Consider the following 16,467-nt stretch of genomic DNA (forward strand, 5'->3'; position numbering starts at 1 on the left):
AGGTTCGGCATGTCGATGACCTCATCGATGCGGGAAAAGCTCTCGCGCCTGGTGGTGCCAAGGGTTACGGGCTTGACCTTCATCATAAAAAGCGTCCACTCCTATCCTGTTTCTTGCACTTTTTTGGGTACAACGCGCAAATGCGGCCTTTTGCATTTTTCGGTTTTGTGTAGTTTTAACAAACTTTCACAAAATTTTTGTGCAAAAAGTCGCGTTCAAGGCGTTCTAATCCATTATGCTATACTAGAACAGTATAAAGCCTGCAAACCTTGATGTCAAGCCATTTTTTGCTCCCCGCAAAAAATTCCGGGCCAGGTTTAAAACGCCCGGTCCGGTGTGTGCTTTTCAGTGGTTTTCGGCTTCCTCCCGAAGAATCGAATCCAGGGTCACGGCGGCCAGTTCCCGGTTCACCGTTGCGCTCACCCTCCCAAATACCCTTTGGAACGGGCAGCTGCCCGAGGCTTCCCGCGTGCATTCTCCCGCCTCGCCGTCCGGCCCGCACAGGCAGCGCGAAAAGCGGTAAGGCCCCTCCACCGCGGCGATCGCATCCAGCAGAGTGATCTCTTCCGCACCGCGGGCCAGCTCGTAGCCGCCGCCGTTTCCCTTGTAGCTGGCCACCAGGCCGGCCGCCGCCAGCTTGCCCAATATTTTCAGGCAGAAGCGCGGCGGCACGGCCATCTCCTCGCCAATGGCCCTGCCTTCCATGCGGCGGCCGTTTTTTGCAAGGCAATAAAGGATGCGCACCGCGCAGTCCGCCTCCTGTGTAAGATGCACCCGCTCCGCCCCCTTTCGAACTATACCTGTTTGATATAGTTCAATATACCGCATTGGGGGCGGTTTGTCAAATACGGCCGTGTTTCCGCCGCCCGTTCCCGCCGCTCATCGCACGGGGAACAGCACTCCGTTCACCTCCACGCTCTCCACCGCCGCCGGGTCGATCACACGGCCAAATTGGCACACCAGCTGAACCTGCTCCGGCCCGCCGGCGTAGCGCATGCCTCGCTGTGCCTGTGTTCCGTCTACGCTGTCCAGCAGGGCCAGGGCCGTGCCGTCGGCAAAATGCAGCGCGATCGGCATCTCCAGCAAGCTGCTGCTGTCAAACCCGTCACGGGGGCCATCTTGGAACTCCAGGCAGAGCGACAGGGGCGACAGCTCCATTTTTTCCAGTTTCGTGCCTGCCCCCACGTCCTCTTTTCCGGCCGGCACCGGTATGGCAGCCGCCTGCGGGTCATAGTCCAGCGTGAACTCGAACTCAACGCTGCCTTTCATCAGCGCGTTCTGGCGATGCTCCTCGGGTTTGCAGGGGTAGGCGAACAGATCCCCCAGCGTCAAATTCACGGTCTTTCCGCTCATATTCCCGCGGATGTTCGCCATCAGCAAAAACCGTATCGTTCCCTCGCCGGGCGTCTGCCCCGCCAGAGGCACCAGCGCCATTCCGGAGCCTTTCTCTCCCTTCATATCCAGCGTAAACCGATCAAAGCCATATCCGTCGTCAGCAGCCTTCGTTCCTTGTGGAAGCTCCACGCGCAAGGGGATGTACACACAGTGGTCGTCGCCCAGAACGCCCTCCAGGGTCACGGTGCCGCCGCCCAAAGCTTTGGTGAGCCCCAGCCCCACGCCGGGCACTCCCAGGGTCTCGGCCTCGCTCTGCTCCATCCCCAAAAATCTCACCAGCTCCCTGCCCCACTCAAACCGGCTGGCCGCGCCTGCGCCCAGCGCGCAGCAGGCAAGCGCCGCGGCCACCGCCAAAACCGCCCAGCGCCGGCGGCCACGCCGTGGGGCGTCCACAGCCGCCGCTTCCTTTTTCTTTCCGTGCAGCATCGCCGCAAGCGCGGCCCGCATCTCCCCGTCCAGGGGCTCCTCCTCGTAGCGGCCCAGATCCATGACCGCCCGGTTCAGGGCGTCGTATTCGTTTTTCATCTCTTCCCGCTCCTTTCCAGCGTTTGTGCCAGCCGCGTTTTCGCCCGGGAAACCCTGGTGTTCACCGCGCTCACGCTCACGCCCCGCTTTGCCGCGGCTTCGGCAGGGCTGGCGCCGTAAAAATACCGCTCCAGCAGCAGCTCCCGGTCCGCGGGCTCCAGTTCCCGGAACAGATCCTCCAGCTCCAGCGCAAAATACTCGTCCGCCGTTCGGCCGCCCAGCAGCTCCAGCTCCTCGTCGCCGCCCCCGGGCAGGACCCGCCCGGAGCGGCGCACCGCGTCAATGGCCCGATACCGCGCCACCGCCGCCGCCCAATTGCGAAAGCTGCCCGTGCCGTCAAACCGGCCTGCATTCTGCCAGATCGCCAGCAGCGCGTCGGCCAGCAGATCCTCCGCGTCCAGGCCAGGGGCATGCCGGCGCACCACCGCCGCCAGCAGGCCGCCGTACTGCTCCACCAGCTCATCCGCCGCGTCCGGCTCGCCCCTGGCCAGCGCCGCTGCAAACGCGGCCTCGTTCTCATATTTCTTCATGTCCTGTTCCTCCCTGTGCCGGAGTTTGTCAAAAGCGCTTTCTCCCTCTATTACGGATAGGATCCCCCGGTTCTTACAGGCACGGCAAAATTTTTACAGCCCGGTGCAAAATCCCCTTCCCGCCCCGCCGGGCGGCGGCGCCAAAAAGGGCCGCCCCGGCGGGGCGGCCCTTTTCAGAAAAGCGATCCAATTTTACAGCAGGCTCTCATACAGGGCCTTGATCTCCTCCACGCTGGTGTCGCGGGGGTTGCCGGGGCGGCAGGCGTCGGCGTAAGCGCTCTCGGCCAAAAACTGCAGATCCTCCGGCTTCACGATGGCCTTCAGGTCGGCGGGGATGCCCACGTCGGCGGCCAGCTGCTTCACCGCGGCCACCGCGGCCTTGCGGTACTCCTCCTGGCTCATGGAGTCCACACCCTGAACGCCCATGGCGCGGGCGATCTCCCGGTATTTCTCACCGGTGCAGGGGGCGTTGTACTCCATAACGGTGGGCAGCAGGATGGCGTTCGCCACGCCGTGGGGGGTGTCGTACACCGCGCCCAGGCTGTGGGCCATGCTGTGCACGATCCCCAGTCCCACGTTCGAGAAGCCCTGCCCCGCAATGTACTGGGCCAGCGCCATCCCCTCGCGGCCGGCCGGGGTGTTTTCCACCGCGCCGCGCAGGTTCTCACTGATCAGCCGAATGGCTTCCAGATGGAACATGTCGGTCATCTCCCAGGCGGCCTTGGTGATATAGCCCTCGATGGCGTGGGTCAGCGCGTCCATGCCGGTGCTGGCGGTCAGCCCCTTGGGCATGCTGCTCATCATATCCGGGTCCACCACGGCGATCTCGGGGATGTCGTTTGTGTCCACACACACGAACTTGCGCTTTTTCTCCACGTCGGTGATCACATAGTTGATGGTCACCTCGGCGGCGGTACCGGCGGTGGTGGGCACCGCAATGGTGAACACCGCGTGCTTTTTGGTGGGGGCCACCCCCTCCAGGCTCCGCACATCGGCAAATTCCGGGTTCTCGGCAATAATGCCCACCGCCTTTGCGGTGTCCATGGAGGAACCGCCGCCAATGGCCACGATGCAGTCCGCGCCGCTGGCCTTGAAGGCCTCCACGCCGTGCTGCACGTTCTCGATGGTGGGGTTCGGCTTGATCTCGCTGTATACGCTGTAGGCAAAGCCGGCGGCGTCCAGCAGGTCGGTCACTTTTTTGGTCACGCCGAATTTGATCAGGTCCGGGTCAGAGCAGACAAACGCTTTCTTATAGCCGCGGGCGGTCAGCTCGGGAACAATGTTCTCCACGGCCCCCTTGCCGTGGTAGGAAATGGTGTTCAGAACGATGCGGTTCGCCATGTCGATCTTCTCCTTTTCTTGTATGTTCGCTTCTCTCAGGGCACGTCAGCCCTCGTTGTTATTATTATAACAACGCCGTTTTGCGAAAAACAAGTTACACATGGCCCGGAGTGTAACATCCCGGCAAAAAACCGTCTTCGTTCCTCTTCCCTCCTGTCCCGGGGCAAGCTTTGCCTCCCAGCGCGGCCGCTTTTCCCCGCGGCGCCATGGTCACTCCTGGAACAGTCTGAGCCCCGCAAACAGGTTGTGCAGTTTGTATTCGTCGAAGGGAAGATACTCCGCAATGGTAAACCCAACAACATCGCTGTTGTCGGTGATGCATTTCAAAACGCCTCCAAGCTCCTCCATTGTCATTTTTCCGCTGCCGCTGCCGTCTCCCACCAGTTCCTTATTCGCAAAATAAGTCGAGTGGAACAGGCCCGCATCCAACACATCAACGTCCAGGTGGATCAGCACGTGATCGAACCGGCGAAGGAAATGCTTGATCTTATCATCGGATAAGATCCTTTCCGTCTGCACGCTGTACTCCACATGCAGCTCTTTCAGGAATTCCTTCTGATGGTCGTGCAGCCCCTGCAATCCAACATACAAGATCTCGTCCGCCTCAAACCTGCGGTTTTTCATCAGCCCCGAAAGCGCGGGCTCGCCCCGCCCCATCAGCGCCCCCAGCACCATGGCGTGGGCGTTGGGGTATCCGTCCTTTGCCGCCGACACATCCGGGTGCGCGTCGATCCAAATAATCCCCAGGTCCTTGTAAACGCCATGCAGATAATCGAACGGCGCCTGCGACACAATGCAGCTGCCGCCCACCGTGATGATCCTGTCCGGTTTGGCGGCCTCGATGACCTCTGCCGCCCGTCTCACGCCGGCCAGCACTTCCTCTCTGGCATAGATCCCTTCCGTTACCTCGTACTTCCGTCCGTCGGGCGGGGCAATTTCCACCTTCAGCAAGGGCTGGCTTTCATTGGCAGGAAGAATGTGTGTGAGCAGATTTGCGCCGAAATAATAGGTCTCCAGCCCGCCGCTCAAATAGTCCGGATACAACAGTCGAATCGTTTTCATGCGTTCTCCTTTTCAGCAACTCAAAATTTGGCCGCCGCGCTCCGGCCACAGGCGCAGCTGGTCAGCTGCGCTTACACCGCTTTTAATAAAGCTCTCTCCGCCGCTATTTTCTCTCCTGCCCGTTCACCCACCGCCTCTGCCATTCCTTCAGCGCGGCGGGCAGCTCCGCCGCGCCGGTCTCGTCCAAAAGGTCTGCGGGCAGCTCCTCCACTCCCAGGCCGTCGTATCGCAGGGGCTGGCCATCCGGCCCCTCGGGCCAGCGCAGGAGCACCGAATAGGCCATGGGGCGCACCCCTTCGGCCTGCATTGCCGCGTCCAGGGCCAGCACTGCCTCTGCCAGCTCCTCCCACCGGTCTGCCTCCTCGCTCACCACCCACGCGGTGAGTGTAAACGGCGCGGGCAGCCGGTCCAGCCGCAGCAGCTGATCCAGCTCCACCTGGGGTTCCTTCGCCCAATCCACAAAAGCGAATTCCAGCTCCCGGCCGCTTCCCCGCTTCAACGCCGTCTCCGCCCAATCGCCCAGCTCCTGGCGCAGCCGCTCGGCGGTGTTCCACCCGTTCGCCACATACCGGTCGTAATCGTCGGTCAGCGCACCCTCTTCCCGGTACACCGAAAAACGGGTGTCCGGGCTGGAAGGGCTGGTCACCTGGCTGAAGTAGCCCCCGGTCTTAAAGCTGTAGGCGGCAAACGCCGCCCGGTAGTCCGTGCCGGGGTAGGTCTGCTGCACATAGCTGCGAGCCTTCGCCGTGAGCCAGATCCGCGTAAATATCTCTCCGTTCAGCTGTACATACACGCCCGCAAGCCCCGCCGCAAGCAGCAGCGCCGCCGCGCCGGCGCCCACCCGGCTCCAAAGCGGGCGGCCGGTCCCTTTTTTCAGCGCGCAGTGCACCAAAAACGCCGCAAGCCAGCCCAGCAGCACCAGCAGCGCATAGATCACGCCATACATCACAAAGCCCATCAGCGCCCCGGCCCCAGGCTCCTCGGCCCAGTGCAGCCCGCCCCACCCCAAGGTGAGCACCACCACCAGCGGCACTGCCAGCAGCCCTTTTTGCTTTAAAAAGCCATACATCGCTCCGCCCAGCAACGGCATGATGGCGGCGTTGTAAAACACCCCCGCCCCGCCGGTCAGGCCCACCCCTGCCAGCGCGCCCAGCGCCACCAGGCAAAGCACGGCCCTGCCCAGCTTCCGGCGCACCCTTTTCAGCACCGCCGCGTCGTCGGGGCCGGGCGCCCCGGCAGGGGCAGGCCCGGCCTCCCCCTGCAGCAGCGCGGCGCAGTCCGGGCATTCCTCCGCGTGGGCGCGCACCGCGGCTTCGCTCTCCGCGCCGGCCACCCTATCCCTCACCAGAGGCAGAAGATCCCGGCAAATGCCGCAGCCGATCTTGCTCTCACTCATAAAAGCCCCTCCCTTTCCAGTGCCTCCCGCAGCGCTCTGCGGGTGCGGAAATCAATCACCCGGGCACTGGCCTCACTCACGCCGCAGGCCTCGGCGATCTGTGCAAAAGGCCAGCCCGCCAGCCGCATCCGCACAATCTCTTGGCTGCGCGCGGCCTGCTGTCCCAGCAGCTCCAGGGCGCGGGCCGCCGCCTGGCGCGCGGCTGCCCGGTCCTCCACATTCTCCGCAAGCTCCTCTGCCAGGCGTTCTTCCCATGCTCTCTCCCGCCCCGCCCGGCGCAGCGCGTGCCGCCACACGTTGTGCGCAATGCCGAACAGCCAGGTCTTTACCGGCGCGCCGCCCCGGTAGCCGGGCAGCGCGCGCAGCGCCTGGTAAAAGGTTTCGGCCAGCAGCTCCTCGGCCTGGTGCTCATCGCGGCACAGGCCCAAAAGGTAGCGGTACACTGCACCCCGGTAAAGCAGATACAGCTGTTCCAGATTCTCCACCGCGCCGCCTCCTTTTTGCCCTTTTCCTGTATATAAGTGCCCTGAGCGCTGCTTTTGTTACAAGCGCAAAAAGCAACGCGGAGCCGGCCCCCCGCCGCGCCCCGCGCCGTTTTTATTGTGTCCCCAGGTCCCGCAGCAGCACTTCCAGCCGCTCGGGCATGCTCTCGATCAGCAATTCCACCATCTGGGCGGGGCTGCGTTCCATGCCGCTCACCGCCCACTGCGCCGTCATCTGGATGGACCCGCGGCAATACATCTCCAGCAAAAATTGGGTGTCGCCGTCCAGCGGGCCGGTCTTTCTGCAAATGATGTCGCTGTAAAAGCGGTAGATGTACTCATAGTCGTAGGCCATCAGGCTGTTTGCGTCGTGGCTGCCGAAGGCACAGGCAAAAAAGCTCTGCTCCGCCTTGATAAAGTTGAACTTGTTCAGCAGCCCTTCCCGCAGGGTCAGGCTCACGCCCATCTCCTTGAAGGATTGTTCCACGAGCCGCTCAAAGTACCAGTTCACCAGATCGTATTTGTCCAAAAAGCAGCGGTAGAAGGTCTGGCGGCTCACCCTGCACCCCTCCGCGATCTGTTTCACCGTGATCTTGTCCAGCGGTTCCCTGCGCACCAGCTCCTTGAGCGAAGCCGCCAGCTTGTACCGTGTTTTCAGGCCTGCGTCCACGGGCGTCCCCCTCCTTTGGCGTTGGTTTTCCCGCCTTTCGGCCCGGCAGCCGGTTCCCCGCGCCGGTCAAAAGCAAAGTTCATTCTTATGATACCATAAACCCCGCCCTCCTGCAAAGGCCAGCCCTGGTCAAGCTCCCCTCAGATCGGCCCCGCCGAATTTCGGGGCTTTTCTTTTTTCTTTTTTTCTGCAATAATAAAGGGCGCTTGTTTGTGTTGTAAGTAACCGGGCCGGCGGCCGGGCATACTAGCACCAGCGCCCTGCAATACGGACCGACCAATGAAAAAGGAGATAAAACACAATGAAAAAATCCGCATTCTTTCTCGCCCTCGTAATGGGCCTTTCCCTTCTGGCAGGCTGCGCCGGCAAACCGGCATCTTCCGGTTCTTCCGGCTCTGCGGGCGCCTCCTCCGGCGCTTCCAGCGCGCCCGCCGGCCCCCAGGGCACCCTGGAAGAGATCATGGACAAGGTGTTCGAGGGCATTCCCGAAGACGAAATGCCCATGCTCATGCCTGCCGACATGAACGAGGGCAGCAAATATATGCCTCTCACCGCCGATAATTCCGAGTACAACGTGGGCGTCCCCCGCGACGCCTACAAAGAAGGCATCGCCGCCGAATCGGCCATCAGCGCCATCGCCCACTCGGTCTGCCTCCTCCGTGCCGACAGCGCCGAAGCCGCCGCGCAGCTTGCCAAGGATGTGGAGGCAAATGCCGACCCCCGTAAGTGGGTCTGTGTGGAGGCCGAAAAGAAAATCGTGCGCCAGTCCGGCGACGTGGTCATCCTCATCATGACCAATGCCGATCTGGCCGACCGGCTGGATGCCAACTTCCAGGCCCTTGCCGAATAAGATGCGCAGAAAACATGCGCTCGCCCTCGCCGCGGCCCTGCTGGCCCTTTTGCTTCTTGCCCTTGGCGCTCTGGGCTGGGCCCGCGCGCAAAAGCTCCGCCGGCAGGCCGCCCAGGCCGGCATCTGGCAGGCCGGCGGCCACTGGGGCGAGGCCCTGAAAGGCGGCGGCGCGGAAAGCGGGGCAAAATTTGCCCGCAAGCTGCTGGAGCTTCGGGCTGCGCAGTTCCCGGGGGCGGAGCACGTATCTTGTGCGCTGATCCCGGACAAGGGGTATTACCTGCAGGGCCAGGGCGCGCCGGAATACGATTATCAGGCGCTTTTCTCCGCCGTGCAGCAGGGCCTTGCGGGCAGCGGCGTCGCCTGGGTGGATCTCTCGGGGGCCCTCTCGGCCGCCGATTACTATACCACCGACAGTCACTGGCGGCAGGAGCGCCTTCAGCCCGTGCTGGACGCGCTGGGCGCTTCCCTGGGCTTTTCCGTTTCGCTCGGCGATTTTCAGCCCAACAGCGTGCAGGGCTTTGTGGGCGCTTATGGCAAATACGGCGCAAAACCCGCCGAGGAACTGGTGTATCTCACCAGTCCCGCCACCGGCGCGGCCGTGGCCGGCAATTTTCAGCACCCTGAATCCACCGCCGTCTATGACCTTTCCCGGCTGAAAAGCGAGGTCCCTTACGACGTGTTCCTCGCGGGCGCCACTCCCCTGGTGACCATCACAAACCAGGCCGCCGCCTCTGCCCGGGAACTGGTGATCTTCCGCGATTCCTACGCCAGCAGCCTTGCGCCGCTGCTCGTGGGCGAATACCGCACCATCACGCTGGTCGATATCCGCTATATGGCCAGCGGGCTGGTGCCTCAATACGTGGACTTTACCGGCAAGGACGTGCTGTTTTTGTACAGTGTGTTTGTGGCGGACCAAAGCGCAATGCTGCGCTGAATCAAACCCATTTGCGGGGCGCCCTTTCACGGGCGCCCCGCCTTTTTGGCGCAGGTTTCGCATTGCAACCTTGTGCCGTTCATGCTATACTGTCAAAGAGTAATTCAAAATCAACGGGGTCGCCCGGCTCTGTAGTTTTTACACCGCCCCGGGGCGCATGGGAAAGAAGTGGAGCTTGTATGGGTTTTACCGCCAATACGGCGTTTGTGGCGCTGGCCGGCTGTGCGGGGGCGCTGCTGTCCGCCCTGCTGCTGGGGGCGTCTTTCCTTTTGTTCCGCCGCCGGCAGAAGCGCACCCGCAGGGCCCTGTGGGAACAGGCGTATGTGGACCCCGTCACCGGCGGCCCCACCCGCCTGCGTTTTGAGCGCGACGCCGAGGCCCTGGCTTCGGCCGCCGCCCCGGGCAGCTACGCGGTGGTGGACATAAACCTCTACCACTTCCGCTTTATGAACAATCTGTTCGGCCGGGCGGAAGGCGACCGCATCCTCCGCCATATCCACACCACCTGTTCCGCCCGGCTGCAGCCGGGCGAACTGATCTGCCACATTGGCGCCGACGATTTCCGGTTTCTTCTGCATTTTTCCGGGCAGGACTCCATGGTCAGCCGGGTGCAGGAGATGGCCGAAGCGGCAAACGAGTTCAACAACGAACTCACCGATCATTATTATCTTTGGTTCAAGGCCGGCGTGAGCGTGGTGGACGGCACGGCCGACACCTTTGCCGCTTATCTTGATTATGCAAAGATCGCCTGCAAGGAAAACGGCCCGGGCCGCCCCGCCTGCCGGTGCACCTGCACGTTTTACGAGCCGCGCCAGCGCGAACAGGCCCTGCGGGAACAGGCCATCTACAACAGCATGGCCGCCGCGCTGGAACAGGGTGAATTCCAGATGTATCTGCAGCCCAAGGTAAACTGCTTTACCGACCGCATTGTGGGGGCCGAAGCGCTCACCCGCTGGGTGGACCCCGAAAAAGGGCTTGTGATGCCCGCCGAATTCATCCCCGTGCTGGAGCACAGCGGTTTTATTACCAAGCTTGACCTGCATGTGTTCGGGCAGGTGTGCGCCACCCTGCGCGGCTGGCTGGACGCAGGTCTGGAGCCGGTTCCCATCTCCATCAACTTTTCCCGCGCCAGCCTGTGGCAGCCCCATGTGATGGAGCAATACGACCGGCTCCGCCGCAAATATGCGGTGCCGGGCAAATACCTGGAGATCGAGCTCACCGAGACCTTTCTGGCCAACGGCGAGGGCTCCTTCGTGGCGTTGGTGGACGAGATCCACGCCCTGGGCATGCGCTGCGCCATCGACGATTTCGGCAGCGGGTATTCCGCCCTGAACCTGCTTCGCAGGGTCAAGGTCGATACCCTCAAGCTGGACCGCTCGTTCTTCCCCCGCACCGCGCCCGAGCGTGAGCGCAAGCGGGCCCTCACCCTGGTGCGCCATATTGTGGCGCTGGGGCGGGATCTCGGCACCCACATTGTGGCCGAGGGGGTCGAAGAGCGCAGCCAAGTCGAGTTTTTGCAGGGGCTGGGCCTGCACACCATCCAGGGCTTTTATTATTACCGTCCCCTGCCCCTGGACCGCTTCGAAGCCGTGGCTTTCCAAAAGGGCCAGGCCATATTCTCCTGAACGCGCCGGCGGGCCGGAACCTTGTGTTCCGGCCCGTTTTCTATTTTGCCCCGCCCCTTTGGGGTATACTACCCCGGAAAGGAGGCATTCCCTATGCAGCAAATTTATGGATATGTGCGGGTTTCCAGCAAAGATCAGAACGAGGGCCGCCAGCAGCTGGCGCTGGATGAATTCGGTGTGCCGCCGGGCAACCGCTTTTTGGATAAGCTCTCCGGCAAGGACTTTGAGCGTCCGGCCTATAAACGGCTGCTGCGCAGGCTGCGCCCCGGCGATGTGCTGGTCATCAAAAGCATCGACCGCCTGGGCCGCGATTATGAGGAAATTCAGAACCAGTGGCGGGTGATCACCAAGGAAAAACATGCGGACATCGTGGTGCTGGACATGGCCCTGCTCGACACCCGCAAAAAGGACCGCGACCTGACCGGCACATTTATTGCCGATCTGGTGCTGCAGATCCTCTCCTATGTGGCGCAGACCGAGCGCGAAGCCATCCGCCAGCGCCAGCGCGAGGGCATCCGCGCCGCGCAGATGGCCGGGGTGCGGTTCGGCCGCCCGCCCAAGCCTGTTCCCCCTGAATTCGAGGCCTGGCTGGCGCGCTGGCGCACCGGGTCGGCCAGTTCGCGGCAGGCAGCCGCGGCACTGGGCATCGCGCAGGACACCTTTCTCCGCTGGGCGCGCCGCACGCCCATCTGCGACAAATAGTAGACTTTTCCTTTCAAAATAGTAGACTTTACCAAGCAGCCGTTCTACATACATCACAGCGGGGCAAAAAGCGTTTTTTTCATTATAAATCAGCTGAACGGAAAAGTCTGCTTTATCGCGCAGGCCGGAAAGGAGCATTCTATGCGCACCCAGGACCCCGATCTGCTCGAAACCCTTGCCGCGGCGGCAGGCTGCGACTACCTCTCGGATCTTCGGCTGCCCGCCCACCGCGCCGCGCTGCGCCTGGCCGTCCAGGGCTGCGCCGCCGAAGACTATCCCGCCCGCCAATGGCAGGAGGCGCTCGGTTACCTGTGCGACGCCTCCCCCTCTTCCCTGCCGGCAGACCAGGCACGGGAAAAGCTGCTCGGTTTTCTCGGCGGAAAACCTGCCCGGCGCTGAGCGCGCCGTCCTTTGGGAAGTGCATTTGCGGATGCACTTCCCATTTTTTTGACATTTGGGCACAATTGGCCCTGTTATTTTTTGTTCAATGGCCTTATAATAAGGGCATAAGAGGAAAGTGGGGGGTCGTGCAATGAATGTTCTGATTCTTTCGTGCAACACCGGCGGGGGCCACAACGCCGCGGCGCGCGCCGTGATGGAGGCGCTGCGCCGCAGGGGTCACACCTGCAAAATGGTGGACTATCTGGCCCTTGCCAGCGACTTTGTGTCCAAAGAGGTCTGCGGCGCCTATGTATCCATCGTGAACCACGCGCCCAGCATGTTCAACCTGATCTACAAGGCGGGCGCATTGGTCAGCAGCCCGCACCGCCGCTCGCCCATCTATTATATCAACCGCACCTACGTGCGCTTTTTGCGGCGCGAGTTTGCGGCCGCGCACTACGACGCGGTGGTGGTGAGCCATATCTTTGCAGCCCAGGCCCTCACCGAGCTGCGCCGCCGGGGCGAGCTCAACATCCCGTTTCTGTGCATCGCCACCGACTATACCTGCAGCCCCTTCTGGGAAGAGGTGGACTGCGACCGCCTCACCATTCCCCATCCGGACCTTGCCCAGGAGTTCATGGATCACGGCGTAGAGCCCCGCCGCCTCCTGCCCTGCGGCATCCCGGTAAGCGGCGCCTGCAACACCCTCATCAGCCACACCGAGGCCCGCCAGCAGCTCGGCCTGCCCGCCGACCGGCCTCTGGTGCTGCTTTTGGGCGGCAGCATGGGCCACGGCAGCCAAAAGGATCTCATCGATGCGCTTCTCGCCCGCAAGCGTTTTTCCCCCCACATCGCGGTGGTGTGCGGCTCCAACGAAAAGGCGAAAGCCTCCCTGGAAAAGCACTATTCCAAACGCCCCGATGACGTGACCATCCTGGGCTTTGAAAAGCGGGTTCCCCTGCTCATGCGGGCGGCAAGCGTCACCTTCACAAAGCCCGGCGGGCTTTCCAGCACCGAGGCGGCAGTGGTAAACACCCCCCTCATTTTCACCAACGCCATCCCCGGCTGCGAAACCCACAACCAGGAGTTCTTCCTTGCCCGCGGCATGGCCTACGCACCCGACAGCGTGTGGGCGCAAAGCAAGGCGGCCCGGCTTCTGTGCACCAGCGCCGAAAACCTCGAAGCTATGCTCACGGCGCAGCGCGCCCATGTGCCCCAAAACGCCGCCGATGTCATCTGCGACGAACTGGAAGCCCTGCGCGCGCGGTAACCCCGTTCCTGTTTTTACACGCCGCATTTCTGTTTTTATGCACCACCCGGAAAGGAGGCTGGCCCTATGCTTGCTCTCGGTTTATTCGTGCTTGGTTTTTCCAGCGGCAGCGTACTCTACAGCGCGCTTTTGCCCCGCCTGACCAAGGGTGTCGATGTGCGCGCCCTCGCGCCGGACCATAACCCCGGCGCTGCAAATGTTTTTAAATATGCCGGCGTGCCGGTGGGCATTCTGGCGCTGGTATGCGATCTGGCAAAGGCCTATGTGCCGGTGCGGCTGGCGCTGCGCTGGCTTCCATTGGCGGACCCCGCCTTTGCCCTGGTGCTCTGCGCCCCCGTGCTGGGCCATGCTTTTTCCCCCCTTGCCCATTTCCGGGGCGGCAAAGCCATTGCCGCCAGCTTCGGCGCGCTGCTGGCGCTGCTGCCCGGCTGCACGGTGGTGCTGCCGCTGATCTTCTGGTACATATTGTTTTCCACCGCCATCATCATCCGCCCCCATGCGGCGCGCACCATCCTCACCTTTGTGCTGGTGGCCGCCGCAGCGGCCCGGCAGCCCTTCTTTTCGGTGCGCATGGGCGTGGTGCTTATCGCGGCGGCCGTGATCTGGCGGCATCTCCCGGCGCTGCGCGGCCAGCAGCCCGCCCTGATCTTGCTGGGCCGTACCGTGTGGACCTCGCGGCATGGCAGCCCCGGTGAACGGCCCATGCGGCCTTAGCATTCAAAAAATTTAAAAGCGGCTGCAAAAGCAGCCGCTTTTTTTGCGCATCTGTGTTACAATAAAGCCAGAAGATCAATTTCTGCACTGCGAGGTGTTTTGTATGGATTTTCAGGAAATCACACGTCAGGCCCGCCAGGCAGCCGCAGAACTGCTTGCCGCCGCCAGGCTCGCGCCGTGCTCCATTCTGGTGATCGGCTGCTCTTCCAGCGAGATCCTGGGCCGGCGCATCGGCCACGGCTCCAGCATGGAAGCCGCTGCCGCCGTGTTTGCCGGGCTGCAGCCCGTGGCCGCAGAGGCCGGGGTCTATCTGGCGGCCCAGTGCTGCGAGCATCTGAACCGCGCCATCGTGCTGGAGGCGGCGGCTTTGCCGCCGGGTGCCGAGCCGGTCAACGTGATCCCCCAGCCCAAAGCGGGCGGCAGCTTTGCCGCCACCTGCTGGCAGCACTTTGAGCGCCCGGTGGCGCTGGAGGGCATCCGCGCGGACGCCGGAATGGACATCGGCGATACCCTCATCGGCATGCACCTGAAGCCGGTTGCCGTGCCGGTGCGCCTCAGCCTTAACCGCATCGGCGACGCAAACCTTGTGTGCGCGCGCACCCGCCCCAAATTCATCGGCGGCGCGCGGGCCGTATACGCGCCGGAGGTGTAAGCAATGGATGAATTAGCCCTTCTCACCCAGCGGGTGGCCGCGGTGCGCGAGCGCATGGCCGCCGCCTGCGCCGCCGCTCACCGGCCCGAAAGCAGCGTGCTTCTGTGTGCCGCCAGCAAGACCCAGACCCCCGCCACCGTAGCCCTGGCCGCGGGCCTTCCCATCGACCTTTTCGGCGAGAACCGCGTGCAGGAGCTGGTGGAAAAGCGCGCCGCGGGCGCCTATGGTCAGGTTCCCCTGCATTTTATCGGCCATCTGCAAACCAACAAGGTAAAACAGGTGGTGGGCGCCGCCGGGCTCATCCAGTCGGTGGGGTCCGGGCATCTGCTGCTGGCCGTGGCAAAGGAAGCGCAAAAGCAGGGCCTCGTGCAGCCGGTCTTTCTCGAGGTAAACATCGGCGGCGAAGAGAGCAAAAGCGGCGTCGCCCCTGCCGAGCTGCCCCGCCTGGCCGAGCTGGCCGAATCCCTGCCCGGCGTAACGGTCCAGGGGCTCATGTGCATCCCTCCAAAGGCCGGCACACCGTCTGCCCAGCGGCGGTACTTTGCCGCCATGCGGGGTTTGTTCGACCGGCTGGCCGCCCAGCGGTTCAGCACCGTTCACATGCGCCAGCTCAGCATGGGCATGAGCGGCGATTTCGAGGCCGCCATCGCCGAGGGCGCCACCATCGTGCGGGTCGGCACCGCTCTGTTCGGCCCGCGGCAGTAATCCCCGCGCGGTTCTTTCCCGCGCCCTGTTTGCCGCGGGAACACCGGCCTTTGAACCAAAAACCGATTTTCAGAGGGAGGGCCCGCTTCCGGAATGCGGCCCCTCCCCTTGTGTTTTCCACAGTTTCACCGCCGGGGGTGTAAAACCCGCCGTGCAAAACGCCAAACCTCTTCGCCTTTGCTTGCAAACCCCCGCCGGGCGTGTATACTTATTCCATACATCATTTTTTTGACAGGCAGGTGCGTTTTGCGGTGAAAATGCGGCAAACTTCGGCTTTCTATGGTATTTTTCGGCGGCAGGCTTAAGGCCTGCCGCCTTTTACTTTATCGTAGCACCGCTGTAACAGATTGAAAGGCAGGTCCGGATGAAACGATTTCATTTTCCCCACAGGCTCAAAAATTTATTGCTGGTGCTGGCGGGCAACGCGGTATACGCCCTGGCGGTCAACATGTTTGTGCTGCCCTGCGGCCTCATTACCGGCGGTACCACCGGTCTCGCCCTGGCCGCCCAGCACTATCTGGGGCTGCCCGTGGCGGATTTTGTCCTGATCTCCAACGTGGTCATGTTCGTGCTGGGCGCGGCCATCATGGGTAAGTGGTTTGCCTTTAATACCGCGCTCTCCACCTTTTGCTACCCGCTTCTGCTCAAAGCTTTCGCCTATATCCCCGGCATCGGCAGCCTGACCCGCGACCCGCTGCTGGCCACCATTTTCGCCGGCGTGATGATCGGCGGGGCCATTGGCCTGGTGATCGGCGCGGGCGCGTCCAGCGGCGGCATGGATATCCCCCCCATTCTTCTGAACAAGTTCTTCGGGCTGCCCATTTCCGGCGTCATGTACGTGCTGGATTTCGTCATCCTGATCGGCCAGATGTCCTTTGCCGAAAAGGATCAAATCCTCTACGGCGTGCTCTTGGTGCTGCTGTACACCCTGGTGCTGGAAAAGGTGGTGCTGATGGGCCATTCCAAAATCCAGGTGAACATCCTCAGCGAAAAAAACGAGGAGATCCGCAAGATCATCCTGAACGTGCTGGACCGCGGCTGCACGGTGCTGCACGCCCAGACCGGCTATACCCACGCCGAGCGGGACATGCTCATGACCATCGTGACCAACCGCGAGCTGGCAAAGCTCAACCATCTGGTGCTGGAGGCCGACCCCCAGGCATTCATGTTCATCAACTCCGTGAACGAGGTGCACGGCCGCGGCTTCACCCTGCGCAAAATCTACAAATAACA

The 16,467-nt window shown here is 62.6% G+C and carries 18 protein-coding genes; 10 read left to right on the forward strand and 8 right to left on the reverse strand.

The annotated features are described in order from the left end of the window. Nucleotides 1–345: 345 nt before the first annotated feature. The 8 genes from ACMLHZ_RS07425 to ACMLHZ_RS07460 form a co-directional block, all read right to left on the reverse strand. Nucleotides 346–774: an RrF2 family transcriptional regulator gene (locus tag ACMLHZ_RS07425; protein WP_418667126.1), complete on the reverse strand. Its 429-nt coding sequence runs from the start codon at nt 772–774 to the stop codon at nt 346–348. Between the two features lie 105 nt (nt 775–879). Continuing rightward, nucleotides 880–1,920, reverse strand: a complete 1,041-nt coding sequence (locus ACMLHZ_RS07430; protein ID WP_418667127.1) for a hypothetical protein — start codon at nt 1,918–1,920, stop codon at nt 880–882. Then, nucleotides 1,917–2,450 (reverse strand): RNA polymerase sigma factor, encoded by a 534-nt coding sequence (locus tag ACMLHZ_RS07435; protein WP_418667128.1) that lies wholly within the window; start codon nt 2,448–2,450, stop codon nt 1,917–1,919. Before ACMLHZ_RS07435 ends, ACMLHZ_RS07430 begins: the two co-directional genes overlap by 4 nt. A 192-nt stretch (nt 2,451–2,642) precedes the next feature. After that, complete coding sequence (gene fucO, locus ACMLHZ_RS07440; RefSeq protein ID WP_418667129.1) at nt 2,643–3,791, reverse strand: lactaldehyde reductase; 1,149 nt, start codon at nt 3,789–3,791, stop codon at nt 2,643–2,645. A 210-nt stretch (nt 3,792–4,001) separates the two neighbouring features. Further along, complete coding sequence (locus ACMLHZ_RS07445; protein WP_418667130.1) at nt 4,002–4,853, reverse strand: arginase family protein; 852 nt, start codon at nt 4,851–4,853, stop codon at nt 4,002–4,004. 103 nt (nt 4,854–4,956) lie between these two features. Then, entirely contained in the window at nt 4,957–6,249 is a 1,293-nt protein-coding gene (locus ACMLHZ_RS07450; protein ID WP_418667131.1) for a zf-HC2 domain-containing protein, read from the reverse strand. Next, nucleotides 6,246–6,734 carry an RNA polymerase sigma factor gene (locus tag ACMLHZ_RS07455; protein WP_418667132.1) on the reverse strand — a complete coding sequence of 163 codons (489 nt, stop codon included), beginning with the start codon at nt 6,732–6,734 and terminating at the stop codon, nt 6,246–6,248. Before ACMLHZ_RS07455 ends, ACMLHZ_RS07450 begins: the two co-directional genes overlap by 4 nt. A gap of 112 nt (nt 6,735–6,846) precedes the next feature. Further along, entirely contained in the window at nt 6,847–7,401 is a 555-nt protein-coding gene (locus ACMLHZ_RS07460; RefSeq protein WP_418667133.1) for a TetR/AcrR family transcriptional regulator C-terminal domain-containing protein, read from the reverse strand. Between the two features lie 301 nt (nt 7,402–7,702). Here ACMLHZ_RS07460 and ACMLHZ_RS07465 point away from each other — a divergent pair, with 301 nt between their 5' ends. From ACMLHZ_RS07465 to ACMLHZ_RS07510, 10 genes are all read left to right on the forward strand, one after another. After that, complete coding sequence (locus tag ACMLHZ_RS07465) at nt 7,703–8,251, forward strand: hypothetical protein (RefSeq protein ID WP_418667134.1); 549 nt, start codon at nt 7,703–7,705, stop codon at nt 8,249–8,251. Nucleotide 8,252: 1 nt separating this feature from the next. Continuing rightward, nucleotides 8,253–9,185 carry a hypothetical protein gene (locus tag ACMLHZ_RS07470; RefSeq protein WP_418667135.1) on the forward strand — a complete coding sequence of 311 codons (933 nt, stop codon included), beginning with the start codon at nt 8,253–8,255 and terminating at the stop codon, nt 9,183–9,185. Nucleotides 9,186–9,364: 179 nt separating this feature from the next. Further along, nucleotides 9,365–10,810, forward strand: coding sequence for a putative bifunctional diguanylate cyclase/phosphodiesterase (locus tag ACMLHZ_RS07475; RefSeq protein ID WP_418667136.1), 1,446 nt, complete (start codon nt 9,365–9,367; stop codon nt 10,808–10,810). A 93-nt stretch (nt 10,811–10,903) separates the two neighbouring features. Further along, nucleotides 10,904–11,512: a recombinase family protein gene (locus ACMLHZ_RS07480; protein WP_418667137.1), complete on the forward strand. Its 609-nt coding sequence runs from the start codon at nt 10,904–10,906 to the stop codon at nt 11,510–11,512. 141 nt (nt 11,513–11,653) lie between these two features. Further along, nucleotides 11,654–11,911 (forward strand): hypothetical protein, encoded by a 258-nt coding sequence (locus ACMLHZ_RS07485; protein WP_418667138.1) that lies wholly within the window; start codon nt 11,654–11,656, stop codon nt 11,909–11,911. Nucleotides 11,912–12,044: 133 nt separating this feature from the next. After that, a complete protein-coding gene (locus tag ACMLHZ_RS07490) occupies nt 12,045–13,163 on the forward strand; it encodes an MGDG synthase family glycosyltransferase (RefSeq protein ID WP_177563238.1) in 1,119 nt (372 codons plus the stop codon). Nucleotides 13,164–13,229: 66 nt separating this feature from the next. Continuing rightward, nucleotides 13,230–13,877, forward strand: a complete 648-nt coding sequence (locus tag ACMLHZ_RS07495) for a glycerol-3-phosphate acyltransferase (RefSeq protein WP_418667139.1) — start codon at nt 13,230–13,232, stop codon at nt 13,875–13,877. Nucleotides 13,878–13,980: 103 nt separating this feature from the next. Then, on the forward strand, nt 13,981–14,529 hold the full coding sequence (locus ACMLHZ_RS07500; RefSeq protein ID WP_418667140.1) for a TIGR01440 family protein: 549 nt from the start codon (nt 13,981–13,983) through the stop codon (nt 14,527–14,529). Between the two features lie 3 nt (nt 14,530–14,532). After that, nucleotides 14,533–15,234 (forward strand): YggS family pyridoxal phosphate-dependent enzyme, encoded by a 702-nt coding sequence (locus ACMLHZ_RS07505; RefSeq protein ID WP_418667141.1) that lies wholly within the window; start codon nt 14,533–14,535, stop codon nt 15,232–15,234. Nucleotides 15,235–15,598: 364 nt separating this feature from the next. Continuing rightward, nucleotides 15,599–16,465: a YitT family protein gene (locus tag ACMLHZ_RS07510; RefSeq protein ID WP_418455734.1), complete on the forward strand. Its 867-nt coding sequence runs from the start codon at nt 15,599–15,601 to the stop codon at nt 16,463–16,465. Nucleotides 16,466–16,467: the final 2 nt, after the last annotated feature.

Origin of the sequence: Allofournierella sp., from assembly GCF_048388525.1 — a bacterium.
Classification (GTDB): Bacteria; Bacillota; Clostridia; order Oscillospirales; family Ruminococcaceae; genus BQOK01.